21 protein-coding genes and 2 tRNA genes are annotated in these 21199 nt (G+C 72.7%); 17 read left to right on the top strand and 6 right to left on the bottom strand.

The genetic code is table 11. The annotated features are described in order from the left end of the window. Positions 1-40: 40 nt before the first annotated feature. Positions 41-454 (top strand): hypothetical protein, encoded by a 414-nt coding sequence (locus ACFXGN_RS16145; RefSeq protein WP_384858935.1) that lies wholly within the window; start codon positions 41-43, stop codon positions 452-454. A 121-nt stretch (positions 455-575) separates the two neighbouring features. Continuing rightward, complete coding sequence (locus ACFXGN_RS16140; protein ID WP_384858932.1) at positions 576-740, top strand: hypothetical protein; 165 nt, start codon at positions 576-578, stop codon at positions 738-740. A 200-nt stretch (positions 741-940) separates the two neighbouring features. Here ACFXGN_RS16140 and ACFXGN_RS16135 read toward each other — a convergent pair whose 3' ends face one another. Together ACFXGN_RS16135 and ACFXGN_RS16130 are read right to left on the bottom strand one after the other, a co-directional pair. Further along, positions 941-1498, bottom strand: a complete 558-nt coding sequence (locus ACFXGN_RS16135) for a CGNR zinc finger domain-containing protein (RefSeq protein WP_384858930.1) — start codon at positions 1496-1498, stop codon at positions 941-943. Between the two features lie 192 nt (positions 1499-1690). Continuing rightward, positions 1691-2104: an SsgA family sporulation/cell division regulator gene (locus ACFXGN_RS16130; RefSeq protein ID WP_015032345.1), complete on the bottom strand. Its 414-nt coding sequence runs from the start codon at positions 2102-2104 to the stop codon at positions 1691-1693. Between the two features lie 189 nt (positions 2105-2293). On the opposite strand from ACFXGN_RS16130, the gene ACFXGN_RS16125 reads away from it, so the two are divergent. Next, positions 2294-2716 carry a TIGR02611 family protein gene (locus ACFXGN_RS16125; protein WP_384858927.1) on the top strand — a complete coding sequence of 141 codons (423 nt, stop codon included), beginning with the start codon at positions 2294-2296 and terminating at the stop codon, positions 2714-2716. A gap of 54 nt (positions 2717-2770) precedes the next feature. Beyond that, positions 2771-2842 (top strand) — tRNA-Val (locus tag ACFXGN_RS16120). Positions 2843-2898: 56 nt separating this feature from the next. Here ACFXGN_RS16120 and ACFXGN_RS16115 read toward each other — a convergent pair. Then, positions 2899-5496 (bottom strand): SCO7613 C-terminal domain-containing membrane protein, encoded by a 2598-nt coding sequence (locus ACFXGN_RS16115; protein ID WP_384858924.1) that lies wholly within the window; start codon positions 5494-5496, stop codon positions 2899-2901. A 92-nt stretch (positions 5497-5588) separates the two neighbouring features. Between ACFXGN_RS16115 and ACFXGN_RS16110 the strand changes: the two genes are divergently transcribed. Together ACFXGN_RS16110 and ACFXGN_RS16105 are read left to right on the top strand one after the other, a co-directional pair. Further along, a complete protein-coding gene (locus tag ACFXGN_RS16110) occupies positions 5589-6029 on the top strand; it encodes an SRPBCC family protein (RefSeq protein ID WP_384858922.1) in 441 nt (146 codons plus the stop codon). Positions 6030-6068: 39 nt separating this feature from the next. Then, positions 6069-6140: transfer RNA gene (locus tag ACFXGN_RS16105), tRNA-Val, on the top strand. A gap of 47 nt (positions 6141-6187) precedes the next feature. On the opposite strand, the gene ACFXGN_RS16100 is transcribed toward ACFXGN_RS16105, so the two are convergent. Continuing rightward, positions 6188-6916 (bottom strand): 3'-5' exonuclease, encoded by a 729-nt coding sequence (locus ACFXGN_RS16100; RefSeq protein WP_384858919.1) that lies wholly within the window; start codon positions 6914-6916, stop codon positions 6188-6190. Positions 6917-7036: 120 nt separating this feature from the next. Between ACFXGN_RS16100 and ACFXGN_RS16095 the strand changes: the two genes are divergently transcribed. The 3 genes from ACFXGN_RS16095 (at position 7037) to thrS (ending at position 11144) form a co-directional block, all read left to right on the top strand. Then, positions 7037-7612, top strand: coding sequence for a DUF4365 domain-containing protein (locus ACFXGN_RS16095; RefSeq protein ID WP_384858916.1), 576 nt, complete (start codon positions 7037-7039; stop codon positions 7610-7612). Next, positions 7612-8937 (top strand): hypothetical protein, encoded by a 1326-nt coding sequence (locus tag ACFXGN_RS16090; RefSeq protein WP_384858913.1) that lies wholly within the window; start codon positions 7612-7614, stop codon positions 8935-8937. Before ACFXGN_RS16095 ends, ACFXGN_RS16090 begins: the two co-directional genes overlap by 1 nt. A 230-nt stretch (positions 8938-9167) precedes the next feature. Beyond that, a complete protein-coding gene (gene thrS, locus ACFXGN_RS16085; protein WP_384858911.1) occupies positions 9168-11144 on the top strand; it encodes a threonine--tRNA ligase in 1977 nt (658 codons plus the stop codon). Positions 11145-11163: 19 nt separating this feature from the next. Here the strand turns inward: thrS and ACFXGN_RS16080 are convergent, their stop codons facing one another. Continuing rightward, positions 11164-11850, bottom strand: coding sequence for a potassium channel family protein (locus tag ACFXGN_RS16080; RefSeq protein WP_384858909.1), 687 nt, complete (start codon positions 11848-11850; stop codon positions 11164-11166). Positions 11851-11915: 65 nt separating this feature from the next. On the opposite strand from ACFXGN_RS16080, the gene ACFXGN_RS16075 reads away from it, so the two are divergent. Further along, positions 11916-12479, top strand: a complete 564-nt coding sequence (locus ACFXGN_RS16075; RefSeq protein ID WP_384858906.1) for an HIT family protein — start codon at positions 11916-11918, stop codon at positions 12477-12479. A 69-nt stretch (positions 12480-12548) separates the two neighbouring features. On the opposite strand, the gene ACFXGN_RS16070 is transcribed toward ACFXGN_RS16075, so the two are convergent. Then, positions 12549-14207: a hypothetical protein gene (locus ACFXGN_RS16070; protein WP_384858903.1), complete on the bottom strand. Its 1659-nt coding sequence runs from the start codon at positions 14205-14207 to the stop codon at positions 12549-12551. A 722-nt stretch (positions 14208-14929) separates the two neighbouring features. On the opposite strand from ACFXGN_RS16070, the gene pgsA reads away from it, so the two are divergent. The 7 genes from pgsA to ACFXGN_RS16035 all read left to right on the top strand — a co-directional run bounded on the left by pgsA (position 14930) and on the right by ACFXGN_RS16035 (position 21103). Beyond that, positions 14930-15592, top strand: coding sequence for a phosphatidylinositol phosphate synthase (pgsA, locus tag ACFXGN_RS16065; RefSeq protein ID WP_366442458.1), 663 nt, complete (start codon positions 14930-14932; stop codon positions 15590-15592). Next, entirely contained in the window at positions 15589-16533 is a 945-nt protein-coding gene (locus ACFXGN_RS16060) for a phosphatidylinositol mannoside acyltransferase (protein ID WP_384858900.1), read from the top strand. Before pgsA ends, ACFXGN_RS16060 begins: the two co-directional genes overlap by 4 nt. Beyond that, positions 16530-17684 (top strand): glycosyltransferase family 4 protein, encoded by a 1155-nt coding sequence (locus ACFXGN_RS16055; RefSeq protein WP_384858897.1) that lies wholly within the window; start codon positions 16530-16532, stop codon positions 17682-17684. The genes ACFXGN_RS16060 and ACFXGN_RS16055 overlap by 4 nt, the downstream gene beginning before the upstream one ends. A gap of 437 nt (positions 17685-18121) precedes the next feature. Continuing rightward, positions 18122-18664 (top strand): hypothetical protein, encoded by a 543-nt coding sequence (locus ACFXGN_RS16050; RefSeq protein WP_351787486.1) that lies wholly within the window; start codon positions 18122-18124, stop codon positions 18662-18664. A 115-nt stretch (positions 18665-18779) separates the two neighbouring features. After that, positions 18780-19694, top strand: coding sequence for a pyridoxal 5'-phosphate synthase lyase subunit PdxS (pdxS, locus tag ACFXGN_RS16045; protein WP_384858894.1), 915 nt, complete (start codon positions 18780-18782; stop codon positions 19692-19694). Between the two features lie 6 nt (positions 19695-19700). After that, positions 19701-20288 (top strand): pyridoxal 5'-phosphate synthase glutaminase subunit PdxT, encoded by a 588-nt coding sequence (pdxT, locus tag ACFXGN_RS16040; protein ID WP_384858891.1) that lies wholly within the window; start codon positions 19701-19703, stop codon positions 20286-20288. A gap of 62 nt (positions 20289-20350) precedes the next feature. After that, the gene (locus tag ACFXGN_RS16035; RefSeq protein ID WP_384858888.1) at positions 20351-21103 is read left to right on the top strand and encodes a YebC/PmpR family DNA-binding transcriptional regulator; all 753 of its coding nucleotides are present in this window, start codon (positions 20351-20353) and stop codon (positions 21101-21103) included. Positions 21104-21199: the final 96 nt, after the last annotated feature.

Below are 21199 nucleotides of genomic sequence, written 5' to 3'. Positions count from 1 at the left end.
CGATGGAAGGGACGTAATCACCCCTGACCTGGAGGACCGCATGATCGCCGAGACCATCTGCTCCGCGGCGGCCGCGGCGGGCCTGGGTATCGCCGCGATCTCGGCGTACCGGAAGCGTTTCCTGTCCGCCGCCCGGATGGCGGCCTATGCCCTGGTGCCGCTCGGCCTCGTGATGACGGGCGCGGTCCAGTGGATCGCGGACACGGCGTTCAGCCCGGTCGCCTGGGCGGGCTTCGGTGTGCTCGGCGCCGCGTGGCTGCTGTTCCTGTCCACCCGGGCCGTCGAGCGCCGCAGGGCCGTCCGCAAGGGGGGCGCCGACGGGAGCGGGACGAGAGCCGTGGCCCCCGCTGCGTCGACGCCCTCGCGTGCCGTGACGGCCAAGCCCCCGGCGGGCCAGAGCGCCGGAGAGGATTTCAGTGACATCGAGGCGATTCTGAAGAAGCACGGAATCTGATCACTTCTGGCGGTTCCGGTGTCCGTCCTGGATCCGTGATCCACGGGAAGGAGTGAACAGCCCCCGCGATGGGGCGTTTTCGGGGATTTCCCGCCCCTGGCGTGCGCGATCATCCCCCGAGATGCTGGATACCTCGCGGGAGACCGCCCCCGCCGCCACCGATGCCCCCGACGAAGAGCCGCGCGGCTGCCTGTTCGCGCTCTCCCAACCACCCCTCATGATCTTTCTCGGGGTGATCGGCTGTCTGCTGCTCGTGGCCTCCGTGCACGACCTCTTCCTACTGTGACGGGTCCGCTTCGTGCCCGACGGTCCGCTTCCTGCCGCGACCAACCCTCGTCGTGCCGTGGCCGGGCCCGACGCGCGGCCCGGGGCCGTTCGCCGTGGTCCGTGTGCTCCGTGCCGCTCGCGCGGCCCGTGGGGCGGGAGCGGTCCCCGTGGTGCGCCCCGTGGCGGGGTGGCGCACGGTGGGGCGGTGCGCGGGGGAGGTCAGCCCGCCGCTTCCTTGCGGCGGGCGCGGTAGGCGGCCACGTGCAGCCGGTTGCCGCAGGTGCGGCTGTCGCAGTAGCGGCGGGAGCGGTTGCGGGAGAGGTCGACGAAGGCCCGGCCGCAGTCCGGTGCCTCACAGCGCCGCAGCCGCTCCTGCTCGCCCGCCACGACGATGAACGCGAGGGCCATCCCGCAGTCCGCCGCGAGGTGGTCCGCCACCGAGGCGCCCGGCGCGAAGTAGTGCACGTGCCAGTCGTAGCCGTCGTGGTCCGTGAGCTGCGGTGTGGTGCCTGCGCCCGCCACCAGCTGGTTGATCAGCGGAGCCGCGATCCGGGCCTCGGGCGCGGAGAAGACCGCCGCGAACTTCCCGCGCACCTGGCGGACGGCCTCCAGATCGACGGGTCCGAGCCGTCCCACGTCGCTGACCTTGTGGGCGCTCAGGAAGGCGTACAGCCCCGGCAGGTCCGCGAGCTCGTCGGCGCGGTCGCCCTGGGACGCGGTGTTCATCAGATCGACGACGGTGTCGAGGGCGATCCGGGTGTCGTGGGGGATCAGCACGTTTCGCTCCCTGGCCGGCCACGGGCGGGCGCCCGCGGAATGGCGCTGACTTTAGCGTGACCGGGAAACGGGCAACGGCGCCCTCCACCGCGCCGGCTGCGCGGTGGAGAGCGCCGGTGTCGTGCCTGGGTTACTGCCCGCGCGGTGCCGTCGCCCCGAGTTCGGACGGCGCCGCGCGGCTCCCTGCCTGGCTCAGCTGTCGGCCAGGATGTGGGAGAGCTCCGTATCGAGATCGAAGTGCCGGTGCTCGGTGCCCGGTGGCACGGCGGCGTCGGTCCGCTTCAGGAACGACTCCAGAGCCCTCGCCGGGGCCTCGAGCAGGGCTTCTCCTTCGGGGGAACTCAGTGCGATGCAGACGACTCCCTGCCCGTGACTACGGGAGGGCCAGACTCGGACGTCGCCCGTGCCGGTGGGCCGGTGCAGCCCCTCGGCGAGAAGGTCGCGGGCGAAGACCCACTCGACCGTCTCCTCGGCTCCGGTGTGGAAGGTGGCGTGCACGGCATACGGATCGGCCGTGTCATACCGCAGGCCCGCGGGTACAGGCAGTGAGGACTCGCTCGACACAACGAGGCGCAGGTGCAGCTCGCAGCTGACCGTGGTGTTCATAAGCGCCAGGGCCTTTCGCTCAGTGTGCGCTCGGGGATTCGCACGTCGGCGAAATCGACATGCCACCTCTGGGGTCGTTGTAAACCCCTCTGTCGGTTTTGTGGTTGTTCAGGTCGCTCGTACGGAGGCGTGTGACCTGGGGTAATACCGCCATTCCGGCGAGGGGCCCTCGTCCGGTAAGTTGGGGTCATGAATGCGGAGAGTGACGAGCGCACCGGGGAGTCCGCAGACGGCCAGGAAGCCGAACTGGGATCCCGCGCACCGAAGTTCATCAAGTCCCGGCGGGGCCTCCACCTGAGCTGGCAGGTCGGCGTCTTCGTCGTCGGGCTCGCCGTGGTCGGCGCCGGGGTGCTCATGCTGGTGCTGCCGGGGCCGGGCTGGCTGGTCATCTTCGCCGGTATGGCGATCTGGGCGACCGAGTTCGTCTGGGCGCAGCTCGTGCTCCGCTGGACCAAGCGCAAGGTGACCGAGGCGGCACAGCGCGCTCTCGACCCCAAGGTCCGGCGCAGGAACATCATCCTGACCAGCGTCGGTCTGGTGATCATCGGTGTCCTGCTCGGCGTCTACCTCTGGAAGTTCGGCATCGTCATGCCGTGGAAGATCACCGAGTGACCTCGGGGCGGTACGGAAGCACCGCTGACATGCGGTAATGTTTGCGGTGCGCCGGGGCGATTAGCTCAGCGGGAGAGCACTTCGTTCACACCGAAGGGGTCACTGGTTCGATCCCAGTATCGCCCACCCGGACCGAAGGCCCGGAGACGGAACACCGTCTCCGGGCCTTCGGCGTTCCCCGCTCACCGCATCCGCGTCACCCGGTCCCGCAGCCTCCGCGCGTCCCGCAGCCGCTGCTCGTAGGTGGCGCCCACCGCGAGCAGCAGCAGCCCGGCCAGCGCGGGCGGCAGCCAGCGCGGCAGCGCGCCCACCGCCTGCACCACGTACGGTGCCAGCTGGTGCAGCCCGTCGAGGACGAGCACCGCCCCGCCGAGCACCAGCAGCGCCTGCAGCCGGAACCGCGCCCCGAGCAGGGTCACCACCAGGGCCGCGAGCCCCAGGAGCAGCGGGCGCGGCCAGCCCGGGTCCGACCAGGCCGCGGCGAGTCCCGGCAGCAGCGTCGCCGCGAGACCGGGGCCGTACGCCGTCCAGGACGAGACCGCCGGGTCGCGCCGCCGCCGCAGGAGGCCGACGATCAGCGCGGGCACGGTCACCGGCAGCGTGTACGCCTCCGGGGCCGTCACCCCCCACACCGCGAGCCGGACCCAGGAGGCCGCGAGGAAGAGCGCGGCGGCCGTCCACGAGGCGAAGCGCCGCCGCTCGGGGCGCAGCGCCGTCGCCGCCGCGATCAGCCCGCCGAGGGCCAGAGCCGCCGCGAGGAACGCGGGCCGGGACGCGGCGAGCCCGAGGGCCGCGAGCCCCACCGCGCCACCGGTGATCTCGACCGGCAGGGCCACCCGCCGGACCCTGGCGCCGACGAGCGCCGTCGCCGCCGGGACCGCCAGCAGGGCGAGCGCCGTCCAGTGCGGGGCGAACCCGGCGGCAGCCGCCACCGCGCAGACGAACCCGGTCGCCACCGCCACCGCGCCGCAGGCCGAGACGGTCCCACGCGCGTCCCCGGCGAACACCGCCACCCCCACGAGCAGCGCGAACACCAGGCCGAGCGCGGTGAAGGTGGCACCCCGGACGTCCAGCGCGAGCGCCAGCGCGCCCGTCGCGGACACCAGTCCGGCGGCGTACGCGGCCCACCCGAGGACCACGCCGGGCTCCGGCGGGGCGGCGGGCGTCCGGGGCCGTGAGGCCGTGGCGGTGGGACCGGTGGGGCCCGTGGGTTCCTTCCGCGCGGTGGCGGCGTCCGGTCGCCCGGCAGCGTCTCCCGTGGCCGTGGCCGTGGCCGTGGCCGTGGCCGTGGTCGCCGTCGTCGGGAAGCCGGAAGCCGTGCGGGAGTCCACGGCGTCGGCCGTGCTCCCCGCCGCCGTCTCCCCGGGGGTCGTCCGCGACGCCCGTGCGCCGGGGCGGCCGAGGCCGCGCGTCAGCGGGCCCGGCCGGACGGCGCAGACCAGGGCCGCCGCCGTCGTCAGGAGCTGAAGGGCGAGCGTCACCGCGTACGGCGGCTCCAGCACGACCGGCAGCGCGGTGAGGAGCGCCCAGGCGAGGACGAGGGCCCCACAGCGGGCCCAGAGCCGGGGGAGCGCCGTCAGGACCGCGAGGGCCGCCGCCAGGACCAGGGCGGCCGTCGCCGGGTACGACGGGAGGACCGAGCCCGTGTGCTCGCCCGACCAGACGGGCGTCCGCCGGACCAGCGGCCCCAGCGCGCCCGCCACGACCGGCGGCAGCGCCCAGACGAGCCCCAGCGCCGCCACGACGGCCCCCGCGCCCGCCAGACCCGCGCGCACCTCGTCCGGCAGCCGGACGCCGACGGCACCCGCCCACCACACCGCCGCCAGGAGCAGCCCGCACAGCACGTACCCCGGCACCGCCGATTCCGGGGCGAGCGCGGCCCGCAGCGGACCACCGAAGGCCGTCACCGCCGCCAGACCGGCGACAGCCGCCCCCGCCACCGCGAACGCAGGCCTCCGCCAGGCCGCGTACAGCACTCCGGCCGCACCCGTCAGAAGCAGTGCCGCGCCGCTCCACGGCGAGGTCAGCGACAGCCCGCCGCCCGCCAGGAGCGCCCAGCCGCCCAGCGCCGCCGCACCGGCCGAGGCCGTGATCCGCACCGCCACCGGGCGGGCCCACAGGACCACCGCGCCGTCCGCCGCGGCCGTGACCAGCGCCGCCCACGCGAAGGCCGTCGGCCCGCCGCCCGCCGCGAGGACCCCCAGGAGCAGCGGCAGCTGCCCGGCGACCACGGCCGCCGGAAGCGGTGTCCGCAGCCGGGAGAGCCCCGTACCGTACGCGGCCCACGCGCCCGCGAGGACCGCCGAGGCCACCGCCGCGTAACCGAGGCCGTCCGTGTCCGTCAGCGCCACCCGGTGCAGCGCGTACGCGTCGAGCACCGTCAGGGCGAGGCCCAGCGCCGCCACGGACTCGGCCGTCGAGACCAGGCCCCGGCGCAGCAGCGCCACCGGCGCCACCAGCGCCGCCGAGGTCACCACGGAGAGGACCGCGGCCCGGCCGCCGATCCCCATCGAGCCCCAGCTCACCAGGGTGAAGGCGACCGCGGCGATGGTCAGGAGCGTCCCGCCCAGCGTCAGCAGCACGTTCTGCGCGCCGCGCGGCGTCGAGTCCGCGACCGGCGTGCGCGCCCCGGTCGCCGCCGCCGCCACCGCGACCGGAGTGCGGAGGACCTGGAGGAGCCAGGCGCGGCGGGCCAGCAGCGTGGACCGGCGCGCGTCGAGATGGGCCAGCTCGCGGTCGACGAGCACCAGCTCGTCGGCGGGCGGCAGGGAAGTGTTCATGACCGGAGTGTGGCTCCCGCCACATCGGGCCGGGATGCGCTCCGGTACTCATCTTCCGGCCCCCGCCGACTGAGTACGTCCACACTGGAGGCATGGACCGGTACCGGTATCGCTTCCGCAGCGTCTGGCGGCTCGCCGCCCCGCCCGACGCCGTCCGGGCCGTCCTCGAACGCGCCGAGGAGTACCCCGCCTGGTGGCCGCAGGTCCGCGAGGTCGTCCCCGTCGACGACACCACCGCCGCCGCCCGCTTCCGCTCCCTGCTCCCGTACGACCTCTTCCTCACCGTCCGGGCCCTGCGCCGCGAGCCCCGGGTCCTGGAGGTCGCCCTCCACGGCGACCTGGAGGGCTGGGCCCGCTGGACCCTCACCCCGGACGGGACCGGCACCCGCGCCCTCTACGAGCAGGAGGCCGAGGTCCGCACCCCGCTCCTGAGGGCCCTCGCCGTCCCCGGGCGGCCCCTCTTCCGCGCCAACCACGCCTGGATGATGCGCCGCGGACGGAGGGGGCTCGCCGCCCGGCTGTCATCGGTTTGAAAGCGGGGCGCGGAGGCCTGTATGGTTCAACCCGTTCCCGGGCGATTAGCTCAGCGGGAGAGCACTTCGTTCACACCGAAGGGGTCACTGGTTCGATCCCAGTATCGCCCACCGGGAGAGGCCGGTCCGTCGAAAGACGGACCGGCCTCTGTCATGTGTCAGGCGGCCGTGTCCAGTTCCGGCCGCAGCGGCCACGCCGGGTCCACCGTCTCCGGCGTCCCCTGACGGGTGAACCAGGCCTGGAGCCCCCGCGCCTGCGCCGCGTGCCACACCGCCTGGAGGGTGTGCAGCTCCGCCGGGGTCAGCCGCTCCAGGCGCGACGAGAAGCGCCGCGCCACCGCCCGTACGACGTCCAGCGCCGCCGTGGCGTCCGCCGCCGCGTCGTGCGCCCCCGTCAACTCCACCTCGTAGTGCGCGCACAGGTCCGTCAGCGTCCTGCGGCCCTTGCGGTAGCGGTCCAGGTGCTTGTCCAGGACCCGGGGGTCCAGCACGCACAGCGGCCTCCCCGCCAGATAGGCGCCGAGCGTGGACGCCCGGTGCCTGCGCAGCTCCCGGTCGAGGATCGTCAGGTCGAACGGCGCGTTCATCACCACCACCGGCCGCCCCGCCGCCGACTGCTCGGTCAGCGCCCGCGCCAGCTCCTCCATCACCGGGGCGGGCCACCGCCCGTTCCGCTGGAGGTGGTCGTCCGTCAGACCGTGCACGGCCGTGGCCCCCTCGGGCACCGGTATGCCCGGATTGACCAGCCAGCGCGTCACCCTCGGCCGGGTCCCCGCCGCGTCCTGCACGACCAGGGCGGCCGACACGATCCGGTCGCCCTCGACGTCGATCCCGGTGGTCTCCGTGTCGAAAGCGGCCAGAGGCCCCTCGTACCACTGCATCGTCATCCCGAACTCCCTGCACACGTGCGGCAGATGGCCAACCCCCTGCCCCGGAACGGTGATACCCGGACCGTTTGCGCCGTACGCGGACCGGTCACAACAGAAGGGACGGGGAAGGAAAACGACATGGCGCTCGCCCAGCCCGAGCCGGGAGGGCTGCCGTCCCAGCGGCCCGCTCCGACGCGCGGCTCACTCGCCACCACAGCCTGCATGGAGACCCTCCAGGTGGGATACCTGCACGCCGTCGCCGCCGCGGCCGGCTGCTCGCTCTCCCAGCCCTTTCCGGACAACGGCGTCGACTGGCACGTGAGCCACAGCGCTCCCGGCCACACCGTCGACGACGAAGTGACCATCAAGGTGCAGCTCAAGTGCACCTACCAGCTGCCCCCGCGCACCCCCGGGACCGCCTCAGGGGCGTTCTCGTTCACCCTCGACAACGACCACCTGGTGAAACTCGCCAGGACCCCGGTGGCGGTGCACAAGATCCTGGTCGTGATGCTCGTCCCCAGAGCCCCCGAGGAATGGCTCAGCGCGGGCCACGACCGGCTCGACCTGCGCCACTGCTGCTACTGGACCAACCTGGCCGGACACCCGGTCACCGGACGGCGCCGGACCACCGTCCGCGTCCCCACGGCACGGATCTTCGACGACCGGGCGCTCTGCGAGATCATGACCCGGATCGGCGGGGGAGGGAGACCTTGATGCACCGGCCGACCGACGAACCAGGACCGGGCGACGACGGGTACGGGTACGGGCGCGGCCCCGTGCCCGTACCCCCGTCCCACCGGCCCCATCCGGCACCCGGCGACCCACCCGGCCCCTGGACCGGGGTCCCCGCCGCGCCCACAGGACCCTGGGCCGACGCCCAGGGCGTCCCCGACCCCGACCGGGTCGACCCCCGCGTCCTCGGCGCCCTCCTCGCCCGCCACGGCTGGCGGCGGCGCGGCGGGGCGCCCGGCCGCTACGGCCGCTGGACCCCGCCCGGCGACGGCCCCGGCACCAGCCTCCTGGTGCCGGAGAACCGCGCCTTCCCGGACTGCGACGACCTGCTCGGCGAGGCGCTCACCGCCCTCGCCCGCAGCGCCGCGCCCTCCGCCCGCGAGGTCCTCACCGGCCTCGCCGTGCCCAGCGACGAGATCCGCTGGTGGCGGGACGTGCCCCCGGGCCCCTCCGGTACGGTCCCCTGGACCGTGCAGGAACAGCTCAGGTCGGCCGCCCGCCAGCTCCTCCTGGCCGGGGCACTCGCCGTGCGCGGCCGGGCGGGCTACCACGGGGCACGGCACCGGCGCCCCGCCCAGGCGTCCCTGGAGACGGTCGTCGTGGGCGCCGCCCCCGGCGGGCGCGGCCTCACCGCGTACCTGCCGGTGGACCCCGGCCGTGCGGTAGCCGTACGGCTCCACCACGCGCTCCACGCGGCCCGCGAGGCCACCGACTACCAGCGCGCCACCGGAGGCATGGAGGCCTTCGACGCCGCCGTCGGCGCGGGCGTCAGCAGGGAGCTCACCGAGGCCCTCGTCGCCCTCGTCCGGGGCACCGAGGGCGCCCGTGTCGCGCTGGCCTGGGCGCCGTCGGCCGGGACGCCGGAGGGCTGCGCGGCCCGGCCCGAACCGGTCGAGTTCTCGCCCGGGGACCTGCCCGCGCTGCGCGAGGCGAGCGCCCGCTACCTCACGGACGAGCCCTCCGTCCCGGTCCGGCTCACCGGCGCCGTCGTACGGCTGCGCCGGTCCGGGCCGCGCGGCGAGGGCACCGCACGCCTCCGGGTGCTCGGCGGCGCGGAGGTCCCGCACGTCCGCGTCACCCTGGACGAGGAGGGCTACCGGACGGCCGGCCACGCCCATCTGCTCGGGCTCCCGATCCGGGTCGCCGGGCGGCTGGAGAGCAGGGGCGGCTTCCGTCGTCTCACCGACGCGTCCGGGGTCGTCCCCGTCCAGGTCGACGAGACGGAACGGGACCGGCTGATGAAGTCGCTCCAGGAGAACCTGGACTTCTTCGAGGAGGCCTGCGGTCCGGACGAGGACCTCCTCTGAGCCCGGGGGCGGGGCGGGGGGAGGGCCGGGCTCCGGGCCCGCGCCCCCGTACGTCCGGTGCGCGCGCCGAGGGGGCGCCGGGAGGACGGGCCCGGCGCCGTCCGCCATAACCGTTTCGCGGAGCGGGGGGACCCGTCGGTAGGATCGGCGGTGCGCGGCACCTCGTCTCTGTCGCGCATCGTCGGTGCCGGCACTTCGTGTCTGCCTGCGCCCCTAGGTATGGAGTACCCGTGTCTGAAGTCCGTGTGACCGTCCAGTCCGCCTCGGATCAGGAGGAGAGGACGGTGAGCGCGGGCACCACCGCCGGCGCCCTGTTCGCCGACGACCGCACCGTCGTCGCCGCCCGTGTCGGCGGCGAGCTGAAGGACCTTTCGTACGAGCTCGCCGACGGCGATGCCGTCGAGGGCGTCGAGATCTCCTCCCCGGACGGTCTCGACATCCTGCGCCACTCGACCGCCCACGTCATGGCCCAGGCCGTGCAGGAGCTCTTCCCCGAGGCCAAGCTGGGCATCGGCCCGCCGGTCAGGGACGGCTTCTACTACGACTTCGACGTCGAGAAGCCCTTCACCCCCGAGGACCTCAAGGTCATCGAGAAGAAGATGCAGGAGATCCAGAAGCGCGGCCAGCGCTTCGCCCGCCGCGTGGTGTCCGACGAGGACGCCCGCGCGGAGCTGGCGGACGAGCCGTACAAGCTGGAGCTCATCGGCATCAAGGGAGCCGCGTCGACCGACGACGGCGCGAACGTCGAGGTGGGCGGCGGCGAGCTGACCATCTACGACAACCTCGACGCCAAGACCGGCGAGCTGTGCTGGAAGGACCTGTGCCGGGGACCGCACCTGCCCACCACCCGGAACATCCCGGCGTTCAAGCTGATGCGGAACGCCGCCGCCTACTGGCGCGGCAGCGAGAAGAACCCGATGCTCCAGCGCATCTACGGCACCGCCTGGCCGTCGAAGGACGAGCTGAAGGCCCACCTCGAATTCCTCGCCGAGGCCGAGAAGCGCGACCACCGCAAGCTCGGCAACGAGCTGGACCTGTTCTCCGTCCCGGACGAGATCGGCTCCGGACTCGCGGTCTTCCACCCCAAGGGCGGCATCATCCGCCGGGTCATGGAGGACTACTCGCGCAGGCGGCACGAGGAGGAGGGCTACGAGTTCGTCTACACGCCGCACGCCACCAAGGGCAAGCTGTTCGAGAAGTCGGGCCACCTGGACTGGTACGCCGAGGGCATGTACCCCCCCATGCAGCTCGACGAGGGCGTGGACTACTACCTCAAGCCCATGAACTGCCCGATGCACAACCTGATCTTCGACGCGCGCGGCCGTTCGTACCGTGAGCTGCCGCTGCGGCTGTTCGAGTTCGGCACCGTGTACCGGTACGAGAAGTCCGGCGTCGTGCACGGTCTGACCCGCGCCCGCGGCTTCACCCAGGACGACGCGCACATCTACTGCACCCGCGAGCAGATGGCGGAGGAGCTGGACAGGACCCTCACCTTCGTCCTGAACCTGCTCCGCGACTACGGTCTGACCGACTTCTACCTGGAGCTGTCGACCAAGGACCCGGAGAAGTTCGTCGGCTCCGACGAGGCGTGGGAGGAGGCCACCGCCGTCCTCCAGCAGGTGGCCGAGAAGCAGGGCCTGCCGCTGACCCCCGACCCGGGCGGCGCCGCGTTCTACGGCCCGAAGATCTCCGTGCAGGCGCGGGACGCCATCGGCCGCACCTGGCAGATGTCGACCGTGCAGCTGGACTTCAACCTGCCGGAGCGCTTCGACCTGGAGTACACCTCGCCGGACGGCACCAAGCAGCGCCCGGTCATGATCCACCGTGCTCTGTTCGGTTCGATCGAGCGGTTCTTCGCGGTGCTCCTGGAGCACTACGCGGGCGCCATGCCGCCGTGGCTGGCCCCCGTGCAGGCGGTCGGCATCCCGATCGGCGACACCCACGTCGACTACCTCCAGGACTTCGCCGTCGAGGCGCGGAAGAAGGGCCTGCGGGTGGACGTGGACGCGTCCTCGGACCGGATGCAGAAGAAGATCCGCACCCACCAGAAGCAGAAGGTGCCGTTCATGATCATCGTCGGTGACGACGACATGGCGGCCGGCACCGTCTCCTTCCGGTACCGCGACGGCTCGCAGGAGAACGGCATCGCGCGCGACGAGGCCATCGCCAAGCTCCTCGACGTGGTGGAGCGCCGCGTCCAGGTGTGACCCCGTCCGTGTGAACGGATCAGGCCCCCGGGGGACTCCCCGGGGGCCTCTTCTCGTCCTCCCGGGCGAACGCCTGGATCAGCCACGAGGAGAAGGAACCCGTCACCGCGCCCAGCAGCGCCAGACCGCAGGCCATCACGCCGACCGCCGTCACCCTGCCCGTCGGGGTCACCGGCACCGCGTCCCCGTACCCCACGGTCGCGAGCGTGGCGCAGGTCCACCACACCGCGTCCCCGAAGGTGCGGATCGAGGCGCCGGGCGCGTCCACCTCGTAGTGGTAGACGGTGAGCGCCCCGGCGAAGCCCAGCAGGGCCGTGGAGAGACCGGCGTACACCATCACGCGCGCGTAGAGGCCGAGCCTCGGCTTCTCGCGGCGGCGCTGGACCCGGTCGTAGGCACTCACCATGCGCACCGGCCGCAGCAGCGGCAGGATCAGCACCACCGTGTCCAGGAGATGGGCGCGGACGAAATGGAGCGGACCGAGACCGCTGAGCCGGAGCCGTACCGCGTAGTCCACGCCGAACAGCGCCCAGGACGCGAGGGTGAGGGCGAGGCAGAGGTCGAGCCAGCCCTGCGGGAGCTGGTGGCGGGCGAGGACCCGGACCGCGTACCCCGCGAGATAGACCAGGGACGCCACGGCGAGCGGGGCTCCCATGCGGCGGTCCCAGCGCTCCTGACGGGGCGGTTTCGGTGGCCTGTCGCTCATCGGATCAGCATGGACGCTGCACGGATCTTCCGCCCCGGCGACACGTTCCGAACGGGCGACGCAATATGCTGCACGGCATGACGACTGAGCCGGAGCAGCAGATCGGAGTCGGGACGCCGGACGCGTTCCAGCGCCTGTGGACGCCTCACCGGATGGCGTACATCCAGGGCGAGAACAAGCCCACCGGACCGGGCGCCGAGGACGGCTGCCCGTTCTGTTCGATCCCGGCGAAGTCCGACGAGGACGGGCTGGTGATCGCGCGTGGCCGGAGCGTGTACGCGGTCCTCAACCTCTACCCGTACAACGGCGGGCACCTGATGGTCGTCCCCTACCGGCACGTCGCCGACTACACGGACCTGGACGTGGCGGAGACCGGCGAGCTGGCCGACTTCACCAAGCGGGCGATGGTCGCGCTGCGGGCGGCGTCCGGGGCGCACGGCTTCAACATCGGCATGAACCAGGGGGCCGTCGCGGGCGCCGGGATCGCCGCCCATCTGCACCAGCACCTGGTGCCGCGCTGGGGCGGGGACACCAACTTCATGCCGGTCGTCGGGCACACCAAGGTGCTGCCGCAACTCCTCGCGGACACCCGGAAGATGCTGGCAGACGCCTGGCCCGCCACCGTCTGAGACCCCGCACGGAACGCGTACGGCGAGAGGCCCCGGGCCCCTCGCCGTACGGTCGTGTCAGGGTCAGGGTCAGGCGTCGTAGACGTCGGCCTTCTTCGGGCCCGGCTCCTGGATGCCGCCGCTGAGGGCCAGCGAACGGCTGGTGAAGCGGTCCGTGTCCACACCGTGCTCGTCGAGCATCTTCAGCGTCGCGGAGTGGACCGCGCGCAGCACCGGTGTCGCCATGCGGATGGCGTCGTCGGCCATGAAGCGGTTCTTCCACAGCGGGCCCGCCCAGACGTGCCGCAGACCGAACGGCTCGGGCAGCACCATCTTGCCGCCGAGGAACTCCAGGACCGGCGGATACCAGGTCAGCGGGGCGCGCACCGCGAGGCGGACGATGTCGTCGGTGCCGAGCAGCGGCTGCTGGACCGTCCGCGTCTCCCAGAACCGGACGGCCTTGGAGACCTGCTTGGTCTTGGCCGCGGGCTTCGCGCTGAACAGGCCGTGCACCGGGCCGAGAGCGTGGCCGGTGACCTCGATCCTGAGCGTCTGGTGGAGCGAGGTCACGGTGACCATCATCGTCAGGACGAGGTTCCCGTCCCAGAGGGTGAACTGCACGCCGAGGTAGTGCCGGTTGCCCGCGCCGAACTGCTGGTCGTTGCAGATGCGCTGTATCTCGTGCGGCTTGACCTGGAAGTGCACGATGTTGTCGCTCTCGGGGCGGCTGACGGAATCGGCGCCCTCCCCGACGGCGGAGACGATCCAGTGCTTGACCGTCGGCTTGGGGAAACCGGTCTTCATGGCGCCCCGCTCGAGCAGCGCCAACTGGTCGTGGATCTTGCGCACCACGTCCCAGGCGCGGAAGGCGTGGATCTCCCGGCCGGCCTGCGGGACGAGCTCCTCCGCCAGGGTCCAGCTGCCCCAGCGGGTGCCGAGCCCGAGGATTCCCTTGGAACCCGCGTAGAAGGCGATGTTGGACTGCTGCTCCGCGGAGAGCTTCTCCAGATTCAGCCGCAGCTCCTCGGCCGACTTCTCGCCCGGGTCCGTGGGCACGGACTTGGGGATCTGGGGGCCCATGCCGCCGCCGCCGAGCAGGGCGGTCCAGCGCGCGCGCAGGTCGACCGCGGTCTGCTGGCAGACCCGGCGGGCGAGGAACCACCCGAGCACCGGGGCCACGATCATGGCCCGCAGATAGTTCGGCAGGACGCCGTCGAAGGGCAGCTTCAGCAGGACCAGCACGGACAGCAGCCCCGCCGCCCACAGGAGTACGGTGCCGATGGTGCTGGTGCGCTTCTTCGCGGACCCGGCGGCCATCCGGCGCAACTGGATGACCCCGAGCCAGAGCAGCAGACCGGGCAGGAAGAGCACACCGCAGACGAAGGTGATCAGGGTCAGCCGGACGTCCCGCTGCCTGCGCAGGTGGGTGGCGGCCAGACAGTGCTGCACGACCGGCTGCGGGTCGACGCCGAACGACTGGATCAGGGCGCCCCGGCCACCGCCGAGCATCCGCGTCTGGACCGCGCGGGAGAACGCCTCGCCGAGGTCGGGACCGAAGAGCTTCTCCCACTTCCCGGTCTTGACCGTGGTCTTGTAGAGCTCGTTGTCGGCGTCCTGGATCGTCTTGAGCGGGCTGTCCCGGTACGCGGCGGAGGCCAGCGCGTTCGTCGCGCCCGTGCCCCCGCCCGATCCGGTGAGCGGGACCTGAGCCCCGGGTCCGAAACCGTCCATCGCCACTGCCGCCCCCATCGCGCACGAGTACCTTGTGCGGGCTGTTCCCAACTGCCGCGCCCCGCACACCTTCTGAGCTGGGCACCACAGCGTAACCGGGGAGTGTCACGCGCGTCACCGCCTGTGGACGGCGCGGCCGGATGAGGTGCCCCCGACCTGCGGCGGACGGTCGTCCCATTCTTCCGGGCGGTCAATCGGGCGGAGCCTTACGGCCCTTGCCGGGCTTGTCGACCTCGCCGGGCATACGGCCCCGGCGCGCGGTTCTCCGGAACCCGGCCCCGGCTCCTGAATCCCGGCCCCCCCGGCCTGTGGCGCCCGCCCCCGGCCTGTGGTGCCCGACCCGCCCCGGCCTGTGGTGCCTGGCCCGTGGGCCCGACCGGCCGAATTCCGGCGGAGACGGCTCGGCCCTCCCGACCGGTCCGTGCCGACGGCCCGCCCCGCCGCCCCGACGGATCGCTCGGCACGGGCCCCGCGCACCCGTCCGGTACGCACGGGGGAGAGCCGCACGGGGCGGTGTCCGCGCCGCCCGGTCCCGCCGTGGTCGGAGACGAGCCCCGCGCCGTCACCCGAAGGCGTCCATCCGCCACACGGGCGCGTCCATCCGTCGTACGGCGCGGGGCCCTCGGAGGGACGCCGACGCGGCCGGGCGGGTGCCCGCCGGTGAGCCGGGGCGCGCGTGGCTACGATGGGTGAGCCGGTGGTCATAGGGGCCGCGCGGCCCACCGAACCTCGGGAAGGCCATGCTGAACAAGTACGCGCGTGCATTTTTTACGCGTGTCCTCACACCGTTCGCCGCGTTTCTGCTCCGCCGGGGCGTCAGCCCCGACGCGGTCACGCTCATCGGCACCGCGGGGGTGATGGCCGGCGCGCTGGTCTTCTTCCCCCGCGGGGAATTCTTCTGGGGAACCATCGTCATCACCCTCTTCGTCTTCTCCGACCTCGTCGACGGCAACATGGCCCGGCAGGCCGGCATCTCCAGCCGCTGGGGGGCCTTCCTCGACTCCACGCTCGACCGGGTCGCCGACGGCGCCATCTTCGGCGGCTTCGCCCTCTGGTACGCGGGCAAGGGCGACGACAACATGCTGTGCGCCGTGGCGATCTTCTGCCTCGCGAGCGGACAGGTCGTCTCGTACACCAAGGCCCGAGGCGAATCGATCGGTCTGCCCGTCGCCGTCAACGGTCTGATCGAGCGCGCCGAGCGCCTGGTGATCTCCCTGGTCGCCGCCGGGCTGGCGGGTCTCCACGCGTTCGGGGTGCCCGGCGTCGAGGTCCTCCTCCCGATCGCCCTGTGGATCGTCGCCGTCGGCAGCGCCGTGACCCTGGGACAGCGGGTCGTGACCGTCCGCAGGGAATCGGCCGAGGCGGACGCCGCCACGGCCCAGGGAGGCGGGGCGACCACATGAGCACCCTGAAGGACCGGCTCAGCGACGGCCTGTACGGCGCCGGCTGGGCCGTCGTCAAGAAACTGCCCGAGCCGGTGGCCGTGGGCCTCGGCCGCCGGATCGCGGACTTCACCTGGAAGCGGCGCGGCAAGAGCGTGCTGCGCCTGGAGGCCAACCTCGCGCGCGTGGTCCCCGACGCCTCGCCCGAGCGGCTCGCCGAGCTGTCCAAGGCGGGTATGCGCTCGTACATGCGGTACTGGATGGAATCCTTCCGGCTGCCGACCTGGAGCAAGGAACGCGTCGGGCGCGACGCCGACATCCAGGACAGCCACCATCTGCTGGAGGGACTCGCCGCCGGGCGCGGTGTCGTCCTCGCCCTGCCCCACCTGGCCAACTGGGACCTCGCCGGGGTGTGGGTGACCCGCTCCCTCGGCGTGCCGTTCACCACGGTCGCCGAGCGGCTCAAGCCGGAGAGCCTCTACGACCGCTTCGTCGCCTACCGCGAGTCCCTCGGCATGGAGGTCCTCCCGCACACCGGAGGCTCCGCCTTCGGCACGCTGGCCCGGCGGCTGCGGGCGGGCGGTCTGGTCTGCCTGGTCGCCGACCGCGACCTGTCCGCCTCCGGCACCGAGGTCAGCTTCTTCGGCGACACCGCGCGGATGCCCGCCGGACCCGCGATCCTCGCCCAGCAGACCGGCGCGCTGCTGCTCCCCGTGACCCTCTGGTACGACGGCCCGGACATGCTGAGGGGCCGTATCCATCCGCCCGTCGACGTCCCCGAGTCAGGTACCCGGGCCGAGAAGACGTCCGTCATGACACAGGCGCTGGCCGACGTCTTCGCCCAGGGCATCGCGGAGCACCCGGAGGACTGGCACATGCTGCAACGACTGTGGCTCTCGGACCTGGAGGAACGCCCGGAACCGGCCGCCGGTGCCGGGCGGGACGGGGAGCGCGGCGCGTGAAGATCGGGATCGTCTGCCCGTACTCCTGGGACGTGCCCGGCGGCGTCCAGTTCCACATCCGCGACCTCGCCGAGCACCTGATCCGGCTCGGCCACCAGGTCTCCGTCCTCGCGCCCGCCGACGAGGAGACGCCGCTGCCGCCGTACGTGGTCTCGGCGGGCCGCGCCGTGCCCGTGCCGTACAACGGCTCCGTGGCCCGGCTCAACTTCGGCTTCCTCTCGGCCGCCCGGGTGCGCCGCTGGCTGCATGACGGCACCTTCGACGTGGTCCACATCCACGAGCCGACCTCGCCCTCGCTGGGCCTGCTCACCTGCTGGGCGGCGCGGGGGCCGATCGTGGCGACCTTCCACACGTCGAACCCGCGCTCCCGGGCCATGATCGCCGCCTATCCGATCCTCCAGCCCGCGCTGGAGAAGATCAGCGCCCGGATCGCGGTGAGCGAGTACGCGCGCCGCACGCTCGTCGAACACCTCGGCGGCGACGCCGTCGTCATCCCCAACGGGGTCGACGTCGAATTCTTCGCCCGCGCCGAGCCGAAGAAGGAGTGGCAGGGCGAGACCCTCGGCTTCATCGGCCGGATCGACGAACCGCGCAAGGGCCTGCCCGTCCTCATGCGCGCCCTGCCCCGGATCCTCACCGAACGGCCCGGCGCGCGGCTCCTCGTCGCCGGGCGGGGCGACGAGGAGGAGGCGGTGGCCTCGCTGCCCCGCGAGATGCGCTCGCGGGTGGAGTTCCTCGGCATGGTCAGCGACGAGGACAAGGCGCGGCTGCTGCGCAGCGTCGACGTGTACGTGGCGCCCAACACCGGCGGGGAGAGCTTCGGCATCATCCTCGTCGAGGCGCTCTCGGCGGGCGCCCCGGTGCTCGCCTCCGACCTCGACGCCTTCGCCCAGGTCCTCGACCAGGGCGCGGCGGGCGAACTGTTCGCCAACGAGGACGCGGACGCGCTCGCGGAGGCGGCGGTCCGGCTCCTGGACGACGCGGACCGGCGGGCGGAACTGAGCGCCCGGGGCTCGGCCCACGTCCGCCGCTTCGACTGGTCCACGGTCGGCGCGGACATCCTCGCGGTGTACGAGACGGTCACGGACGGCGCGGCGGCGGTCGACACGGACGAACGAGCGGGCGGCCTCCGGGCGAGGCTGGGACTGTAGGACCTGCCCGATTGCCCGACCGGGCCGGGGCGGGGCGGGGTGCCGGGGCTGTCCCCTGGCGGGCCCGCCCGCCCGCGTCGGGGTCCGCCGGTGCTTCCGGTACGGGTCCCGTCCGGCCAGGCGGGACCCTTACCGGAAGGCGGTACTCCCCGGCGCGCCCGAAGGAAGGCCGGACCTCCGTCCCCGTCCCGGCAGGGCCCGCGCCCGGCCGCACCGAAGGGCGCCAGTCGCCCGTCCTCGGCCGCAGAGACCGCCCGCCCGACGGTCCTCGCGGGGCGGGCGTACGACACGGCGGGGGAGCCCGGCACCCCCACCGGCGCTCGGGCGGCGCGCGGAGCGGGCGGCGGGTCGGTCGGCCGACCGGTCCGTGTCCTGTTCGCCCATGACCACGACCTTTGGGAAGGTGCGTCGCTCCTGCCCGGGTAGCCTGTGCGCCCGTGACCCAAACCCTGATCTGGACCGTCGTCGCGCTGATCCTCATCGGCGTCTACCTCAGTTGGACCGCCGGACGGCTCGACCGGCTGCACACGCGCATCGACGCCGCCCGCGCGGCCCTGGACGCCCAACTGCTGCGCCGCGCCTCGGTCACCCAGGAGCTCGCCACCTCCGGCGTCCTCGACCCGGCCGCCTCGATCGTGCTCTACGAGGCGGCGCACGCAGCCCGGCAGGCCGAGGAGGAGCAGCGGGAGGTGGCCGAGAGCGAACTGAGCCAGGCCCTGCGGGTGGTGTTCGGCGAGCCCGAGCAGGTCGAGCTGGTGCGGGAGGCTCCCGGCGGCGAGGAGGCCGCGGGGGAACTGGCCGCCGCCGTCCGCCGGGTGCCGATGGCCCGCCGCTTCCACAACGACGCCGTACGGGCCGCCCGCGCGCTGCGCCGCCACCGCAAGGTCCGCTGGTTCCGGCTCGCCGGACACGCGTCCTTCCCGCTCGCCTTCGAAATGGACGACGAACCGCCGGTCGCCCTTGCTGATCGTCCGGCCTGACGTCCACGGCCTGGGAAAATGATCCACCCGGTCCACATTGGCCCTTGAAGTGGACCCCTCGCGGACGGTTTCCTCGACCTAGTCGTCAACCCCCGTTGTCACGAGTGAGGTATCCGTGTCCACCACGCCTTCCCCCTCCCCCCAGTCCCCCGAGACCGGCACCGCCCGAGTGAAGCGCGGCATGGCCGAGCAGCTCAAGGGCGGCGTGATCATGGACGTGGTCAACGCCGAGCAGGCGAAGATCGCCGAGGACGCCGGGGCCGTGGCCGTCATGGCGCTGGAGCGGGTCCCCGCGGACATCCGCAAGGACGGCGGCGTGGCCCGCATGTCCGACCCGAACATGATCGAAGAGATCATCGAGGCCGTCTCGATCCCGGTCATGGCCAAGTCCCGCATCGGCCACTTCGTCGAGGCCCAGGTCCTCCAGTCCCTCGGCGTCGACTACATCGACGAGTCCGAGGTCCTCACCCCGGCCGACGAGGTCAACCACTCCGACAAGTGGGCCTTCACGACCCCCTTCGTCTGTGGCGCCACCAACCTGGGCGAGGCCCTGCGCCGCATCGCCGAGGGCGCGGCCATGATCCGCTCCAAGGGCGAGGCCGGCACCGGCAACGTCGTCGAGGCCGTCCGTCACCTGCGCCAGATCAAGAACGAGATCGCCAGGCTGCGCGGCTACGACAACAACGAGCTGTTCGCCGCCGCCAAGGAGCTGCGCGCCCCGTACGAGCTGGTCAAGGAGGTCGCCGAGCTCGGCAAGCTGCCGGTCGTGCTGTTCTCCGCCGGTGGCGTCGCCACCCCCGCCGACGCCGCCCTGATGCGTCAGCTCGGCGCCGAGGGCGTCTTCGTCGGTTCCGGCATCTTCAAGTCCGGCGACCCGGCCAAGCGCGCCGCCGCCATCGTGAAGGCCACCACCTTCTACGACGACCCGAAGATCATCGCGGACGCCTCCCGCGACCTGGGCGAGGCCATGGTCGGCATCAACTGCGACACCCTGCCCGAGTCCGAGCGCTACGCCAACCGCGGCTGGTAGTCCTCGATGACCACTCCTGTGATCGGGGTCCTGGCACTCCAGGGCGACGTACGGGAGCACCTGATCGCCCTGGCCGCGGCGGACGCCGTGGCCAGGCCGGTGCGGCGCCCCGAAGAGCTCGCCGAGGTCGACGGCCTCGTCATCCCCGGTGGTGAGTCCACCACCATCTCCAAGCTGGCCGCGCTCTTCGGCATGGCGGAGCCGCTGCGCGAGCGCATCGCCGCGGGCCTGCCGGTCTACGGCACCTGCGCCGGACTCATCATGCTCGCCGACAAGATCCTCGACCCCCGCTCGGGCCAGGAGACCTTCGGCGGCATCGACATGATCGTCCGCCGCAACGCCTTCGGGCGTCAGAACGAGTCCTTCGAGGCGGGCGTCACCGTCACCGGCATCGAGGGCCCCGTCGAGGGCGTCTTCATCCGGGCCCCCTGGGTGGAGTCCGTCGGCGCCGACGTCGAGGTCCTCGCCGAACACGGCGGCCACATCGTCGCCGTACGGCAGGGGCGGGTGCTCGCCACCTCGTTCCACCCCGAGCTGACCGGGGACCACCGGGTCCACGCCCTGTTCGTCGACATGGTGCGCGCGGCACGGTGACCCGGTCCCGGTAGGATCTCTGGGGTTCGTTCAGAAATGGGTTACGCGAAGGAGACAGGCAGATGTCCGGCCACTCTAAATGGGCTACGACGAAGCACAAGAAGGCCGTGATCGATGCCAAGCGCGGCAAGCTCTTCGCGAAGCTGATCAAGAACATCGAGGTCGCGGCCCGTACCGGCGGTGCCGACCCCGAGGGCAACCCGACGCTCTTCGACGCCATCCAGAAGGCGAAGAAGAGTTCGGTCCCCAACAAGAACATCGACTCCGCCGTCAAGCGCGGCGGCGGTCTCGAGGCCGGTGGCGTCGACTACGCCACGATCATGTACGAGGGCTACGGCCCGAACGGCGTCGCGGTGCTCATCGAGTGCCTCACCGACAACCGCAACCGCGCCGCGTCCGACGTGCGCGTGGTCATGACCCGCAACGGCGGCTCCATGGCCGACCCGGGCTCCGTCTCGTACCTGTTCAACCGCAAGGGCGTCGTCGTGCTCCCCAAGGGCGAGCTGAGCGAGGACGACGTCCTCGGCGCGGTCCTCGAAGCGGGCGCCGAGGAGGTCAACGACCTCGGCGAGAGCTTCGAGGTCATCAGCGAGGCCACCGACCTGGTCGCGGTCCGCACCGCGCTCCAGGAGGCCGGCATCGACTACGACTCGGCCGACTCCAGCTTCGTCCCGACCATGCAGGTCGAGCTCGACGAAGAGGGCGCGCGCAAGATGTTCAAGCTGATCGACGCGCTGGAGGACAGCGACGACGTGCAGAACGTCTTCGCCAACTTCGACGTCAGCGACGAGGTCATGGCCAAGGTCGACGTCTGATCACGCCGTTCCGCAGCGGGGGGGGGGGGGGGGGCCCCCCCCCCCCCCCCGCGGCGGTGTGTGGGGGCCCCGAGCCGGTAAAAAACAAAGATTGGT

Source organism: Streptomyces sp. NPDC059247 (assembly GCF_042754005.1).
GTDB lineage: Bacteria > Actinomycetota > Actinomycetes > Streptomycetales > Streptomycetaceae > Streptomyces.
The sequence above is the reverse complement of the archived record's forward strand: the minus strand, read 5'-3'. Positions and strand labels throughout refer to the sequence as shown.

Excerpts from the sequence above, each read along its gene's own strand:
- ACFXGN_RS16090 (WP_384858913.1), top strand. The coding sequence starts at position 7,612 with ATGCACCGGCCGACCGACGAACCAGGACCGGGCGACGACGGGTACGGG.
- ACFXGN_RS16060 (WP_384858900.1), top strand. The coding sequence starts at position 15,589 with ATGAGCACCCTGAAGGACCGGCTCAGCGACGGCCTGTACGGCGCCGGC.
- pdxT (WP_384858891.1), top strand. The coding sequence starts at position 19,701 with ATGACCACTCCTGTGATCGGGGTCCTGGCACTCCAGGGCGACGTACGG.
- ACFXGN_RS16075 (WP_384858906.1), top strand. The coding sequence starts at position 11,916 with ATGCTGCACGGCATGACGACTGAGCCGGAGCAGCAGATCGGAGTCGGG.
- ACFXGN_RS16070 (WP_384858903.1), bottom strand. The coding sequence starts at position 14,207 with ATGGGGGCGGCAGTGGCGATGGACGGTTTCGGACCCGGGGCTCAGGTC.
- ACFXGN_RS16035 (WP_384858888.1), top strand. The coding sequence starts at position 20,351 with ATGTCCGGCCACTCTAAATGGGCTACGACGAAGCACAAGAAGGCCGTG.
- ACFXGN_RS16125 (WP_384858927.1), top strand. The coding sequence starts at position 2,294 with ATGAATGCGGAGAGTGACGAGCGCACCGGGGAGTCCGCAGACGGCCAG.
- ACFXGN_RS16110 (WP_384858922.1), top strand. The coding sequence starts at position 5,589 with ATGGACCGGTACCGGTATCGCTTCCGCAGCGTCTGGCGGCTCGCCGCC.
- ACFXGN_RS16080 (WP_384858909.1), bottom strand. The coding sequence starts at position 11,850 with ATGAGCGACAGGCCACCGAAACCGCCCCGTCAGGAGCGCTGGGACCGC.
- ACFXGN_RS16130 (WP_015032345.1), bottom strand. The coding sequence starts at position 2,104 with ATGAACACCACGGTCAGCTGCGAGCTGCACCTGCGCCTCGTTGTGTCG.
- ACFXGN_RS16095 (WP_384858916.1), top strand. The coding sequence starts at position 7,037 with ATGGCGCTCGCCCAGCCCGAGCCGGGAGGGCTGCCGTCCCAGCGGCCC.
- ACFXGN_RS16145 (WP_384858935.1), top strand. The coding sequence starts at position 41 with ATGATCGCCGAGACCATCTGCTCCGCGGCGGCCGCGGCGGGCCTGGGT.
- ACFXGN_RS16100 (WP_384858919.1), bottom strand. The coding sequence starts at position 6,916 with ATGACGATGCAGTGGTACGAGGGGCCTCTGGCCGCTTTCGACACGGAG.
- pgsA (WP_366442458.1), top strand. The coding sequence starts at position 14,930 with ATGCTGAACAAGTACGCGCGTGCATTTTTTACGCGTGTCCTCACACCG.
- ACFXGN_RS16115 (WP_384858924.1), bottom strand. The coding sequence starts at position 5,496 with ATGAACACTTCCCTGCCGCCCGCCGACGAGCTGGTGCTCGTCGACCGC.
- ACFXGN_RS16140 (WP_384858932.1), top strand. The coding sequence starts at position 576 with ATGCTGGATACCTCGCGGGAGACCGCCCCCGCCGCCACCGATGCCCCC.